Here is a 13,516-nt window from a genome sequence, read left to right as displayed (position 1 = left end):
TCAAATTGACTATTAAGCTTACTGTTTGCCTGCTTTAAAAGACGTTTAACAACAACCTGCTTCATATTGTCATAAAGTATTTCTTCTGGATATCCGCCAAAATATCTAAATGCATTGATATGACACTTTATTAAAGTACTGGTGCTCATATCTGTAACAAATTCTATATATCTCATACGTGAATATCCTAATATCATCAGGAAACAATAGAGTTTTTTCTTTTCTCCTTTTTCAAAAACATGATAGTTTTCAAAGAAGCCCCAATCTACCTGTGCTTGAAGTCCGGGAACTGTTTCAAAACGTACGGTTGCTTTATCATTTAGATTCTTTTTCTTTGAGGCTACATATTCACGTATTACTGTATATTTACTATCACATCCTATTTCCTGTAGTTTTTCCATAATTCGTACAGCACTATAGGGAGCCTCATCAAGCCATAAATCGATTTGTGGTTTGAATGGATCTAATTTTGATGCTTTTGGATGTTTAAGCTCATAAATAGGTTTTGTTTTGCTATGAGCATATTTCTTTGCTGTGCGTGGGTCTATCTGATACTTTTTGCTGAGTTCGGTATAGGATAAACCTTTTTTATAGTCGGCACGAATTTCCATCCATTTTTCTCCTTCCATTTTTGACACACCCCATTATTATTTTTTTTAGAAAGTGTATCATTTTTTTATATTCTTCGAGCCATAAATCTACATTTTTTTACCGCCATTTTCTTTCATTTTATCACCGTCATTGACAGCCTAATCCGAATCGCTAAGTTCTTTCTTGATGAAGGAAAAAGCTACATCAAACTCGGACGGCTCCAAGGAGTCATCGGAGGCGCTGGCGGTGCAGGGCTTATATTCTTAATTGCAAAGATCATCAAGGACGGCCGTGAAAAGTCAAAGCAAAACGAAGAAGCCGAAGCTATTCTGGATGCTTTTAAGGACTACCAGCCTACAAAAGAAGAACTAGTTCCTGAATCCCATGACGAAAGTTTTCTTCCCAACAACGATATTCAGCCAACAAAAGATGCATAAGGAGGTATACGCTATGGAATGCGAAAATTGTGGACAATCTTTATCGAGCGGAGTTCTATCATTACCCTTGGAAGACGGAGACAATCCAAACGCTTATGTATCCTTCCATACTTTAAACATAAAAACACAGTATATGGTTACGGTGAAGATGACGATTAATACCTCCTTGTTTTAGGCATGCAAAAAGCCCCCGCAGGTTTTCCCGCGAAGGCTCTTGATATAGCTTTCGATACTATTATTATACAACGCCCTTAACCAAACACTCCCTCAGAATTCCCTCATCTTTTGAAATAGAAAAAGCCACCACGATTAAGTGGTGGCCATTTCAGAAACAATAATGTTAGAGCTTAGAAAACATATCCTGCGCATAGTCTTTGATGTTTGCAGGCGTAAGCATACGGTACTTATCCTTTACAGAAGTAAAATACTCTCCAATAATTTGTTTAGGAATTATTCTGTCAGTTGATACTTCGGCTGGCAGATTCCCGCGCGTTGAGATCCAAGGAGTTTCTACATGCGTAAAAGACTCAAGTGTCTTACCGCTGTAACAGCAAAGGTGCTTAACAACACTATCGAGCAACACCTTTTCTTCTGCCGGCATGTAAGAAATATCTGGTTCTTCAACAGTGTCTATAGGGTCATAGCAATAACCACTGTAACGTCTATAAATATCTCGGTAGACAGGGCCATGTACCCAAGCTTCACAATCCTCTTCAAATAAAAAGCTTCCGAAAAAGGCATAGTTAAAGCCTTGCACATAATACAATGCTTTTTGCAAGGAGAGGTGCGTAATGTCCTGGCACTGTGATAGTACATAATCTACAACAAGATCCAAGGTTGACTGCGGTGCAACTGAAATGTTCAGAATACTCTCCGTAGCCGCTTTGCTCTTTTCATACGCTTTATCACTTTTAAGATTTTCTTTTCCACTTTCCAGAAGTGATAAATAATACGCAGGATCAGCAAGAACCTGTTTCAGCTTTTCAGAATACTGTTTTGCAGGCATGTCACCATCATAATACCGGCTGAAGGTTTGCTCTCCCCAGCCAAGCAGTAGTGATAGTGGTCTTTTCCCGATGTTATACTTTTCGGGAATAGCCCTGATATCTTCTAGGGATATAATGCCGTGCTTTTGGCGATAAGCATCATATAGAGCTTTCAAATTTTCATCTTCGATTTCAGGTACGTATACCTCAGCTCCGCATTCGTCGCAATAAGCGGTCTTAGAAGTAAACTCATAAACATCACCTTTTAACTCAGCAGAGTCGACCTTTTCTTTTACTGAAAACTTTACATCCTTCCTGCATTCCGGACAAAATACGATTCTATTCATCATGGTGCCTCCTTTCATTCCTCAAGATCATCTAAAAAGATAATCTATCGGCTTGTTTCGTTCATGGAACGATATAACTATCGCTCTGCTTCCCGAACGTAAATCGAGAATATTGAACTTTGTATATAAATCAAGCTGTTTTTCCTCATCATCCAAATTAAATAGAGCCACTTGCGGGCAAAATACATATAAAATTTCATGCTCATAGCCAAGTTTGGTATTTTTTAAAGAGTGACAAAAATCTTCTACTTCGATTTGCATTAGTATGCGTCGTTGCTTCTCGGAAGTAAGGTTATATTCACGAATTAGGGCGATATTTTCTGCTCTATTCACATTTTGTTCTACCGAATATTTACCGCTACTCACGCATTCCTGAATTTTCTGTAACACGGCAGAAATTTCTTCCTTCGTGTAGTTCTGATTATAGTGCTGACTCATCAATCTCCCTCCTTTGTCAACACCATCATAACACCAGTATATGCTCTTAGTCAATAAAAAATGCACTAAATAGTGCATTTTTTTATTTTTATAAGACCATTATTTTCATTTAACAGAAAAAGTGCATCACCTTTATCCGAATAGCTTACTACGAATATGATTCAGAGCATTCGACCGGAGTCGCTCTACATGGCTCTCACTGTAGTTAAGTTCGCTCATCAGGCGATAGGTCGCACCTGATTTCTGGTTGTCCGTCATGTAAAACTCCGAAAGGATATGCTGCTCAGTGTCGGTCAGGCTGGACCATGCAGGCTCGAACCAAGCCATATATTCAATGGCTTGGCTGTAACGCTCCCGCAGAATGTCCAGCTTATCAATCTGTGCCGCAAGCTTATCGGCACCAGATTGAGGATTTCGTACCGAGGGCATCCCGGAGAGCTTCGGACCTCTGGGAGAGGTCATCTGCTCGTACACATCCTTGATTTCCTGCGGAGTGTTATTGATAATAAACCGAATGTTTTCGTAGTCACGGATGGCGGCTACAGTAGCGGCGTTTTTGTTGATGTATTTTAATGCTATCATTCGATGACCTCCTTCTTTAGGTTAGCCCGAACCGCATCAATCAGCGCAGCCTGGACATTATCTTTTAGCCGTAGGGCTTTCATGACCAGCTCGTCAATCGTATCCTTGGCGATGATATGGTGAATAACTACTGTATCCTTTTGGCCTTGTCGCCAGAGCCTGGCATTGGTCTGCTGATATAGCTCCAAGCTCCAGGTCAACGAAAACCATACGAGGGTAGAACCTCCGGCCTGCAAGTTCAGACCATGTCCGGCAGATGCCGGATGAATTACAGCGATGGGTATTTCACCATTGTTCCACCGGCGAATACTATCGGCTGAATCCAACCGTTCAGCAGGGAAGCGTTCCAGTATTCGCTCAATGTCATGCTTAAACCAGTAGGCTATAAGTACAGGCTTGCCATTGGCGGCTTCAATCAGATCCTCCAGGGCATCCAGCTTACGGTCATGCAGGTGAGCTACCCCGTGATTCTCGTCATAAACCGCACCATTAGCCATTTGCAACAGCTTCCCTGAAAGGGCTGCTGAATTTGCCGCATCGATTTCCTTGCCTTTAAGGGACAACACCATATCATCCTTCATGGTTTGGTAGTGCTTTTCTTCAGCAGCTGACATCCGGACGGGAACCTCGTTCATCATTAGTTCTGGTAGCCTCAAATGGTCAGTACCCTTCATAGAGATGGTGATGTCTGAGATCAAGCGATAGATAGCTTCCTCAGCACCCGGCTTTGGCTTATAGGAAAACACCACCTGGGCATTTCGCTTGTCAGGAAGAAAGAAGGTGGACCGGTAGTTACCGATAAAGCGGCCAAGGCGCTGTCCCATGTCCAAAAGCCTGAACTCCGCCCAAATATCCATGAGCCCGTTACTTGACGGGGTGCCCGTGAGGCCGACAATCCGCTTCACGCTTGGCCGAACCTTCAGGAGGCTCTTGAAACGCTTAGCCTGATGTGATTTGAAGGAGGACAGCTCATCGACCACCACCATGTCATAATCAAAGGGCAGTCCACTTTTTGTGACCAGCCATTCGACATTTTCGCGGTTGATGAGGTGTACCTGCACCTTTTGCAGCAGTGCCGCTTTGCGCTCTTGCTCACTTCCAACCGCAACCGCATAGGTTAAACCGGATAGATGCTCCCATTTTTCAATTTCGGCAGGCCAAGTATCACGAGCCACTCTGAGGGGTGCGATAACCAGCACCTTTCGAAGAAGAAAGCTGTCTAGTGTCATGTCGAAAATGGCAGTAAGTGCGATTAAACTTTTCCCAAGACCACAATCAAGAAATAACGCTGCAACGGGATGCGAAAGAAGATAATCCACGGAGTATTTTTGATATTCATGAAGCTCACAGATCACCGCCAGCACCTCCTTTAAACCAAAAACGATGCAGGCGGAGGTGGAAACGTGCATGCTCAGCCGCATCCATAACCATCAAGTTTTCAGGTGCGTTGTTTCTCTTATCTCCATCAACATGATGGACTACCTCTTCTTTCCTAAGTTTCCGTCCAATCATTTTTTCAGCCACAAGTCGATGTTGCAGTCGTCCATAATACTTCGCATATGTTCTACCGTTATGCTCCGTCTGAAGACGAGCTTGCCGCAGCTTTGACCTAGTAGTAGCATTCATCCTTGAGGGATTTAACTTTTTATTTATTGCGGACATGTTTTGGCTTTGTCCGGGATAATCTTTTAGACTGTCATAACCTTCAGGATTCTTTGACTTGTTGCTGAAGTCTGCTAAACACTGCCGACAACAGAAATTATGCTTTTTAATGACGGACGGGCACCTTTCAAACTCTTTGCCGCACCAATCACAAGCGACTATCACTCTTCTTTTTGCTGGCATCGTCCGGCACCTCCTCCCATAATTTCCGAAAGCATTGAAGGTATCAACCTTTCATCGTCCAACACAAAGACTAAAAAGCCCAAGGCCCTTAACAGCTCATGCCTTCTTATCTGCAAAGGCCGTGGTTTACAGCCCATCGCCTTAACCTCAACGAAGGCTATTTTTGCACCCGGTAAAAGAAGAAGTCGGTCTGGCATTCCATCAAAACCAGGCGAAACCAGCTTCACGGCAATTCCACCGGCAGCCTTCACCGCCCGGACCAGTTTTTGTTCTGTTATTTTTTCACGCATATGAACCTCCTTGTGCCCATGTCTATGCCCAAGCACTTAAAACTCTTACGCGCGTATATGCGCTTATACGTGCCTATTACTCCTTTACTACTTATAACTACAACATTTAATAGATGAGTTATAGGCACAATAGGAACAAGCATGCCTTGAACCCTGATAGATGAAGGGCTTGCGACTTTGCCCATCTTACGTGCCTTACTACTTATAAGCTTAATTGGCATGCGCTACACCTCGCCTTCCAAGCGGACGAACACCCGCTGCGAGCCATAGAGAGGCACATGCTTTTTGCCGGTTTTGTTACCGTCAAACTTTTTCCAGCCGCCGATCTTATTCAGGATGCCTTCGATTTCATAGGAGTCGCCCTTTCTAATCGATTCGCGGGCCTTGCAGAAGCACTCGCACCAGATCTCCATGACGCAGACCTGGTTTCGTTTGACACTGCCAGCCTTGAGCGGCTCACCAAACTCGCCGCCATTGAGATGGTTGCGGCGCTGATACAGGTCTAGCTTGTCCCAGCCATCCGGTAGCAGGACCTCCAGGTATTCAGCAACCAAGCCCTCGCGGTCATCACTTTCCATCGCATCCCGCTGCTGTGTAACAGCCTCTTCGGCCAGAGTACCTTTAAGGAAAAGCTCCTCATGAGCCTTATAGCGTTCAATGGCCTCGGCCCAAATCTGGTCCACCTCAGAAAGCTCCCAGGCATAATGCTTGCCATGACCCATGACGCGCACAGGCCAGAACCGGCGATTACCTGTGATGTCCCGGAGGAAGCCGCCGTCCGAGTTAGTGGTGCCAACAATGATGCAGGAGCGTGGGTGGCTTTCCACCGATACGCCATAAGACTGTCGATATTTGTCGTCAGTACGTGTGATGAACGACTTCACTGTTTCCACGTCCATCTTTTTGATGCCAGCTAACTCGCCGAGCTCTAAGATCCAATAGCCCTGCAGCTTTTCCGGTGCGGTTTTATCCTTCATATCTGAGATGGACAGTGAGTCGGAATACCATGAACCACCCAGCCTGGAAAAGAGCGTGGACTTGCCGATGCCTTGAGAGCCGTTCAAAACTAAGATGGAGTCGAATTTTGTCCCCGGCCGGTAGATCCGGGCCACCGCTGCTACCAGCGTTTTTCGTGTGACAGCTCGTACGTAGGGTGTATCGTCGGCACCAAGATAGTCAATCAGCAGAGTGTCTAACCGCTCTACTCCATCCCACTTGAGAGTGCTGAGATAGTTTTTAATCGGGTGATACAGTCGCTCCACCGATACCACACCCAGAAGCGCATCCTTGAACTTGGTTGGCGACCAGATCCCATAGCTGCGCTCAAAATAGAGCTTAGAGCAAGCCAGGTCAGTGTCACTCCAACCGGGCTTGACCTGCGGCCACGGCAGCTCGCTAATGACGTCAATCAGGTTCTTGAACTGGTTGAACACGATGGGCTGCAGCGCCGGGTCATACCGCAGAATGGTCGAAATGTTAGACAGGGTGTCCTTAATCTTTCCGTTCTTTTCAAGCTCCAGCCGACCTTGCCAATCCTCCTCTTCCGAAAACTCCTCCTCGAGCTGGAGCTTTCTCTCCTGGGTAAGCTGTGCCTTTACCCGAGCATCCTTCACAGCGAATTCGGACATTGCTTTAAACGATGCCTTTTCCTCAAGCTCTGCGTATTTATGGAGCCGCACCAGATCAAAGGCATTTAGTAGCTTCCCGCAGACTGGGTCCGTAGCATGGTGGGAATAGGCGAACTTACCGCCGTAAATAACCACACCGGCACTGGAGTCGGCGGGAATATAGTCAAATCGGCTTTCCATTGCAGAGGGCTCATAAACCTCCGGTAAAAACTCGGCAATGGCATCCTCAATAGAGTAAGCCCTGCAAAAGGCTCCAACCACACCGCTTTTCTCGAGCGGGTCCTTTTGCTGCTTGAGGCTATGCAGGATAACCTCCGACTGCCGTTTCGAGGTTGGCCACATGGAGGCATCCCGCCAGTCGACGTATTTTGAGAGATAGGCATCCGGATCAAGCAGGGCACCGTCCTTTTCCTGAAACACAAACTCTCCGTCCGAGGAGGTGGAAGGCCAGTACATCAGGCGTGACGGTTCATAGGTCGTATCATCAAACATGTCGATGCCAATTTCCTTGGCCACCATGCGGCCCAAAGCCGGGTATTCATCCTCGCTGACCTCGCGCTCCAATGGGATGACCAGCCGAAGGCGCGGTGCCTCTGGCGTATGCTTATGGGTGGAATACAGACAACAGGCCCAATCATAAAGGGACTCCAACTGTGCCCAGGTGTCCGGCGTCGCATAGTCCATATCCAACGTGAGTAATGTCCGGCAAAGCACGTAGCCATTACGGCGTTTTCCCTCACGGAGGGCTCCACCAACGAAACCGCCAATATCCTTGATGGAATCCTGGCGTGCTTTTGTCAGCTTACGAAACTCGGATACTGTTTCTGTTGTGCGTCTCGTGGTCCGAACCGTGTCCTTGAAGGCCGGCCAGGTGATGTCCTTATTTTTCCACCGTTTATCCATACGGCTGTTACCGACAGCTATTTTCATTCAAATTCCTCCTCACACTTGTCGTTGAAACGCCGGATAGGGATACAGCGTTATTTTGCCTTGGCGATTTCCCGTTTCATGCCGTTTGATATATAGCGGCCAAACACCCAGAGCTCATCGCATTTTCCAAGCCAGACCAGCCCGAAAAACAGCCCAAGCTCCCGCTCTGCAAGGTCATTTTCATCCAGCACCTGCGGATAGAGCAGGTGGGGAGCGAAGGGAATCGCTCCACTTACCACCGCAAAGTGTGTGTATCGGATTGCTCTCATGGTGTTACCTTCAATATCACCGGCAAAGGGTGAACAGATAAACACGCATGGCTTCCAGGCTTTTGCTTTTTCCTCCCGTTTCACCGTTGCCAGTGCATCTGCTGCGGTCGGATCTGGATAGCCTTCCGCATTAAATCTGTCCATAGCTGCTACCTCCACCGAGAAAATAGTTGATGAAGTACTGCTGACCCTTGCCTGTGACCTTAGTGGTTTTGGAAATGGTGACATGACCATCGGAATGGGTGATGGCGGTTTCCTTCACCCTGAACAGTCCCAGCTCCATTGCTTTTTGGGTTGGTGCATTGTAGTCGGTGCCCTTACGCTTAATCAGGTAGCCATCCTGACGCAGCCGTTCGAACAAACGATTCTGGCCGATTTCTATACCGTTGCCCTTCAGGATTTTGGCAAGCTCACCAATGAGGATGGTTCCATCCGATACCGATACCGCATCGGCAAAAACCACCTTAGGCTTGTCTGCCTCCGCCTGAAGCTGCAGGCGTTCCTTTGCCTGGCGTTCCTCCTTCAGCGCGGTCAACACCTTGATCCAGGCATCTGGATCATTCATGATTTCTTCCAGCTTGTCTGAGGTAAGGTATGCTCCGTGCTTTCGGATGGATGGCAGGACTTCGTGGGTAACCCAGCGCTTGAACCTACGAGCCTCGGGTTTGTCAGAGCGCAGGATAACGTTGTAAAGCCCGCTCTCACTGACAATGTTGCTTTCACCGGACAAGCCCCCTAAGTCAAACTTAGTCACCTCATCGGCATCCAGCCTTGCGGCTACAATTGATGGATTGCTTAACCCCAGCACCTCGCACACATCCTTCAGCACCCACCAAGGCTCGCCACTTTTCGCGATTGTTCTGACTTCCTTCCCCTCGTAGGAGAAAACCTGTAAATTGTTCATATTTGAACCGTCCTTTCTGAAGGCCAGAGGATTTTGTTTGTTGCCTTCGCTTTAAGCCACGAGAAAGGGCGGTTTCGGACGGTCCTTTTCAAATTTCTTTAATCTTTTTTGTAAAATGGGCACACAAACCCATCGGCACGAAGTAAAAGCCCTTCAGCCCAAAGTGGAACCTGGCTCATTTGCTCGCAAATTGCCTCCATCGACAAATGGGCGTTGGCTTCGATGACGAGCTCATCATGGACATGCATTACAATTTCATAGTGCCGGAAGCTCTGAAGGGCATGACAGAGAAGATCGCGGGATACTGCCTGAACGATGTTTTCCACCAGCTTTGGACCATAGGTCTCGATGCGTTCCCATTTTTTCGTTGCTCCGACACCCTCATAGGTCACCGCGTCGTTTCCGAATCGGTTCTGACCGAGCTTTGGTTTCACATACGAGAGTTGTCTGCCTGAAGGTAATTTCACGAAAAGCATCCCGCTTCTGCACTCAAACTGAATGCCATGAGTAGACGTAACGGTTCGCTCCTGAACAGCCGTCATAGCAGCCCGGTCCACATCCCACCAGAACCTAACAATGTTTGGATTGGCCGCACGCCATATATTGACCAGAGGCTGAAGCTCATCCTCTAAGACACCCATATCAAGTGCGCCCATGGCTTTGAGTGCGCCAACCGACCCGCCATAGCCAAGGGCGAGCTCTGATATTTTGCCCTTTTGCCGCAAGGTGCTGCCCTTGGTAATCTCCTCAATTGGCACATGAAACATCTGACTGGCCGACGCTTCATAGATCCGGCCGTGGGTTGCAAATACCTCATTTCGCCATGACTCACCAGCAAGCCATGCAATCACACGAGCTTCAATCGCGGAAAAGTCAACCACAATGAATTGTTGACCGGGCTTCGGAATAAAAGCGGTACGGATGAGCTCCGAAAGTACCTCCGGCACTGTATCGTAGAGCGCTTCCAGCATTTCGTACTGGCAAGCTTGACGAGCTGCCTTGCTTGCTCCAAGTCAGGCAGGTGGTTTTGGGGCAGATTCTGGACCTGCACGAGCCTTCCGGCCCAGCGCCCGGTCCGATTCGCACCGTAAAACTGTAAAAGCCCACGAACCCTACCATCAGAGCAGACGGCATTTTGCATGGCGGTATATTTCTTGACACTGCTTTTGGCCAGAGACTGCCTGAGCTCCAGAACCTTGCCAAGTGGTTCAGGCGCTGTTTTCAGAAGCTCCTTTACGGCAGCCTTGCCCAGGGTGTCGGTTTCTAAGCCCTGTTCAGACAGCCACGCCTTCATCTGCGCAACCGAGTTTGGATTGTCCAGCTCAGTCATTTGCTGCATCAGATAAGTGAGCTCCTGTTTGGCTCGGTTATCAAAGCGAATTGCTTCACCAACCAGCCCCATATCCAGACGGATGCCACGATCATTTATTTCTTGATCAAGAATATAATTCGGCCATTCAAAAGCTGGCACAGGGAACTTATGAAGCTTGGCTTGGATCTCAAGCTCTGTCTCCACATCACGGGCATTGTATGCTTTATACTGCTCCCACTTTTCCGGGGCATCAGCCGGCAGGTTCCGCTCCCGCCCGCCATTTATCTTTGACGGCTTGCAGGGCATCGAGAAATATCGGATCAGGTCTTTTCCTTCCTTGAGCTTTTGCTTTTCAAGACCAAGTACCGCTCCAGTACCCTCCAGGGAAAGGGGTAAGCCAAGATAGGCAGACCAAACCATGGTGCAGCGCCAGGATGCCAAGCTTATAAATTGGCTTTCAGGATTATTCTGATCCAGCGTTATGCCTTGGCGTGACAGCCAGCGGGATAGGCATATCCGTTCAAACTGGGCATTGAAGGCCCACTTTATGACCGCATCATCCAGCAGAGCCCTGATGATTTCCTCCGGCAGAACTTCACCGCTGGCAAGATCAACAACCTGTACTTCACCACCATCAATGGAATAACCAAATAAAAGTATGTCAAAGTCCGGGGCCTCTGAGTAACGGTAAACACCGCTTTTCGTCAGATCAAAGCTGGAGAACGTTTCAATATCGATTGAGAGTGTTTTCATATGACCTCCTTAGCGGAAAAAAGCGGCAAGAAATCTCGCCGCCCAATCCTTTGTATGATGCGTATGTCCTTAGCCGAGGAAGTCATCGCCGTCATAGTCTGATGTGAAATCATCTGCAGCACTGGTTCTGCCACCAAGCGGCTCGCCATCCTGGACCTTCTGGATATTCCCCAGACCGCAGGCGACACCTCGGTTGCCATTGGAGTTGAAGGCATAGAAATTGATGCTGACCCTCGCGTATACTCCGGAGTAAACCTCCGAACGGCTCATAATAGGATCCAGGGACTTGTCCACGATCTCCGGAGCAGAATTGGAATTGGCATTTACAAAGTAGCTGTCTGCATACGCCTCGTCGTCAGGGCGGTCAATATCACCATCACGCATAGGCAATTTTAAAGCAGCCTTATTGGGAATCTTCCCACCGAACTTGCCGCGTCCTTCCTCTATAGCAGCGTCTACTGCTTTGTTAATAGCCTCTAAGGTCTTGGCATCGGACTTAGGGATAATAAGGGAAACGCTGTATTTCTCTGCGCCTCCGTTGATGCTTTTCGGCTCATGGACGTTGGCATAACTGAGACGGACTATGCCTGTAACTACCTTCGTGGGATTAACCCTAACACCTGTGTTTGTTTTATTAGCTGTGTTTGACATATTAAATTTCCTCCTTAAAATCTTGTTTTGCGGATGTATTAATTTCCGGTCGTTTATCGGTAATAGGTACCAGCGCCGGCTTTCCCGGCGGTTTTTCAATGAACTCACCGAGGATTTTACTGAATTTTGATTTGCTCATCAGCTTCTCCATTTCGGTGAGAGTGATCAGGGATTGTCGGTATATGTCGCGGTAGCCTGCAGCCTTTGCGGCCTCTGCGACGGCTTCCTCGTTCTTATACCTTCTGTTTGAGCGGCCCTCCACCAGCTTGAATCCGCACCAGCGCTTACCATGATTGAGTGCTGCTTCAAAGGCATAGGACTTTATATCGTTTGCCCAGGCTGTCAGGTCGTCCAGCTTTGCTAAGATGCCTTCGATGTCATCGTCTGTGAGGATTGGCGGCAGGGAAAACTCAAATCGTGCGAGCTTTAGCTTTTCCTCAGCTCTGGCTCGGCATTTGACTGCTGCCCGGCAGAACTGACAATGCTCACCAGGTACAAATTCACCGCCACCTTCGAAAGCGAGCTTTGCAGTTGGTACCAAAATGTCTTCAGCCCACTGATACAAGGATTCTTTAGCAACCGTATGGGTGCTGACATTCTCCCTTCGCGGCTGATAGATGCTCATGGACACTTCGCTGATGTCATAAATTCCATCTAACAGCTCCACGGCCGCTAAACTGTAAAGTTTTAGCTGCGGGTTTTCTTCTGCAGAAACCCATTGATAGCCAAACTTAAAATCTATGATATGAAGCGTTCCGTCACCAATAACCACACAGTCACCGGTGCCAAAGCCATCTGGTACGAAGTGTCAATGACGGTGATAAAATGAAAGAAAATGGCGGTAAAAAAATGTAGATTTATGGCTCGAAGAATATAAAAAAATGATACACTTTCTAAAAAAAATAATAATGGGGTGTGTCAAAAATGGAAGGAGAAAAATGGATGGAAATTCGTGCCGACTATAAAAAAGGTTTATCCTATACCGAACTCAGCAAAAAGTATCAGATAGACCCACGCACAGCAAAGAAATATGCTCATAGCAAAACAAAACCTATTTATGAGCTTAAACATCCAAAAGCATCAAAATTAGATCCATTCAAACCACAAATCGATTTATGGCTTGATGAGGCTCCCTATAGTGCTGTACGAATTATGGAAAAACTACAGGAAATAGGATGTGATAGTAAATATACAGTAATACGTGAATATGTAGCCTCAAAGAAAAAGAATCTAAATGATAAAGCAACCGTACGTTTTGAAACAGTTCCCGGACTTCAAGCACAGGTAGATTGGGGCTTCTTTGAAAACTATCATGTTTTTGAAAAAGGAGAAAAGAAAAAACTCTATTGTTTCCTGATGATATTAGGATATTCACGTATGAGATATATAGAATTTGTTACAGATATGAGCACCAGTACTTTAATAAAGTGTCATATCAATGCATTTAGATATTTTGGCGGATATCCAGAAGAAATACTTTATGACAATATGAAGCAGGTTGTTGTTAAACGTCTTTTAAAGCAGGCAAACAGTAAGCTTAATAGTCAATTTGA

At 46.7% G+C, this 13,516-nt stretch carries 12 protein-coding genes and 2 pseudogenes; 1 reads left to right on the top strand and 13 read right to left on the bottom strand.

Annotated features, from left to right (window positions below):
- The 13 genes and pseudogenes from istA (AC0KSB_RS14335) to AC0KSB_RS14275 form a co-directional block, all read right to left on the bottom strand.
- On the bottom strand, window positions 1–629 hold a 629-nt coding region (gene istA, locus AC0KSB_RS14335; RefSeq protein WP_472310426.1), incomplete at its 3' end, for an IS21 family transposase.
- Between the two features lie 739 nt (window positions 630–1,368).
- Entirely contained in the window at window positions 1,369–2,361 is a 993-nt protein-coding gene (locus tag AC0KSB_RS14330) for a type II TA system antitoxin MqsA family protein (RefSeq protein ID WP_472310435.1), read from the bottom strand.
- Between the two features lie 27 nt (window positions 2,362–2,388).
- Window positions 2,389–2,799, bottom strand: coding sequence for a hypothetical protein (locus AC0KSB_RS14325; protein WP_472310434.1), 411 nt, complete (start codon window positions 2,797–2,799; stop codon window positions 2,389–2,391).
- A gap of 132 nt (window positions 2,800–2,931) precedes the next feature.
- Window positions 2,932–3,381, bottom strand: coding sequence for a sigma-70 family RNA polymerase sigma factor (locus tag AC0KSB_RS14320; protein ID WP_472310433.1), 450 nt, complete (start codon window positions 3,379–3,381; stop codon window positions 2,932–2,934).
- Window positions 3,378–4,742: an SNF2-related protein gene (locus tag AC0KSB_RS14315; RefSeq protein ID WP_472310436.1), complete on the bottom strand. Its 1,365-nt coding sequence runs from the start codon at window positions 4,740–4,742 to the stop codon at window positions 3,378–3,380. The genes AC0KSB_RS14320 and AC0KSB_RS14315 overlap by 4 nt, the downstream gene beginning before the upstream one ends.
- Complete coding sequence (locus AC0KSB_RS14310; protein WP_472310432.1) at window positions 4,726–5,226, bottom strand: HNH endonuclease; 501 nt, start codon at window positions 5,224–5,226, stop codon at window positions 4,726–4,728. Before AC0KSB_RS14310 ends, AC0KSB_RS14315 begins: the two co-directional genes overlap by 17 nt.
- Window positions 5,205–5,516 (bottom strand): PDDEXK family nuclease, encoded by a 312-nt coding sequence (locus AC0KSB_RS14305; protein WP_472310431.1) that lies wholly within the window; start codon window positions 5,514–5,516, stop codon window positions 5,205–5,207. Before AC0KSB_RS14305 ends, AC0KSB_RS14310 begins: the two co-directional genes overlap by 22 nt.
- A gap of 224 nt (window positions 5,517–5,740) precedes the next feature.
- Complete coding sequence (locus AC0KSB_RS14300; RefSeq protein WP_472310430.1) at window positions 5,741–8,074, bottom strand: virulence-associated E family protein; 2,334 nt, start codon at window positions 8,072–8,074, stop codon at window positions 5,741–5,743.
- 50 nt (window positions 8,075–8,124) lie between these two features.
- Window positions 8,125–8,487 carry a DUF7768 domain-containing protein gene (locus tag AC0KSB_RS14295; protein WP_472310429.1) on the bottom strand — a complete coding sequence of 121 codons (363 nt, stop codon included), beginning with the start codon at window positions 8,485–8,487 and terminating at the stop codon, window positions 8,125–8,127.
- Window positions 8,474–9,247 (bottom strand): phage antirepressor, encoded by a 774-nt coding sequence (locus tag AC0KSB_RS14290; RefSeq protein WP_472310428.1) that lies wholly within the window; start codon window positions 9,245–9,247, stop codon window positions 8,474–8,476. The genes AC0KSB_RS14295 and AC0KSB_RS14290 overlap by 14 nt, the downstream gene beginning before the upstream one ends.
- A gap of 98 nt (window positions 9,248–9,345) precedes the next feature.
- Window positions 9,346–11,312 (bottom strand): annotated as a pseudogene (locus AC0KSB_RS14285) (DNA polymerase).
- 69 nt (window positions 11,313–11,381) lie between these two features.
- Window positions 11,382–11,963, bottom strand: coding sequence for a DUF2815 family protein (locus AC0KSB_RS14280; RefSeq protein WP_472310427.1), 582 nt, complete (start codon window positions 11,961–11,963; stop codon window positions 11,382–11,384).
- A gap of 1 nt (window position 11,964) precedes the next feature.
- Window positions 11,965–12,756: pseudogene (locus tag AC0KSB_RS14275) on the bottom strand (DUF2800 domain-containing protein); the annotation flags it as partial.
- A gap of 131 nt (window positions 12,757–12,887) precedes the next feature.
- Between AC0KSB_RS14275 and istA (AC0KSB_RS14270) the strand changes: the two are divergent.
- On the top strand, window positions 12,888–13,516 hold a 629-nt coding region (istA, locus tag AC0KSB_RS14270; RefSeq protein WP_472310426.1), incomplete at its 3' end, for an IS21 family transposase.

Source organism: Ercella succinigenes, assembly GCF_900002895.1.
The sequence above is the reverse complement of the archived record's forward strand: the minus strand, read 5'-3'. Positions and strand labels throughout refer to the sequence as shown.

Bases quoted from the DNA above. Each gene is read 5' to 3' on its own strand.
- AC0KSB_RS14330 (WP_472310435.1), bottom strand. From the start codon at position 2,361: ATGAATAGAATCGTATTTTGTCCGGAATGCAGGAAGGATGTAAAGTTT.
- AC0KSB_RS14305 (WP_472310431.1), bottom strand. From the start codon at position 5,516: ATGCGTGAAAAAATAACAGAACAAAAACTGGTCCGGGCGGTGAAGGCT.
- AC0KSB_RS14300 (WP_472310430.1), bottom strand. From the start codon at position 8,074: ATGAAAATAGCTGTCGGTAACAGCCGTATGGATAAACGGTGGAAAAAT.
- AC0KSB_RS14295 (WP_472310429.1), bottom strand. From the start codon at position 8,487: ATGGACAGATTTAATGCGGAAGGCTATCCAGATCCGACCGCAGCAGAT.
- AC0KSB_RS14320 (WP_472310433.1), bottom strand. From the start codon at position 3,381: ATGATAGCATTAAAATACATCAACAAAAACGCCGCTACTGTAGCCGCC.
- AC0KSB_RS14310 (WP_472310432.1), bottom strand. From the start codon at position 5,226: ATGCCAGCAAAAAGAAGAGTGATAGTCGCTTGTGATTGGTGCGGCAAA.
- AC0KSB_RS14290 (WP_472310428.1), bottom strand. From the start codon at position 9,247: ATGAACAATTTACAGGTTTTCTCCTACGAGGGGAAGGAAGTCAGAACA.
- AC0KSB_RS14280 (WP_472310427.1), bottom strand. From the start codon at position 11,963: ATGTCAAACACAGCTAATAAAACAAACACAGGTGTTAGGGTTAATCCC.
- AC0KSB_RS14325 (WP_472310434.1), bottom strand. From the start codon at position 2,799: ATGAGTCAGCACTATAATCAGAACTACACGAAGGAAGAAATTTCTGCC.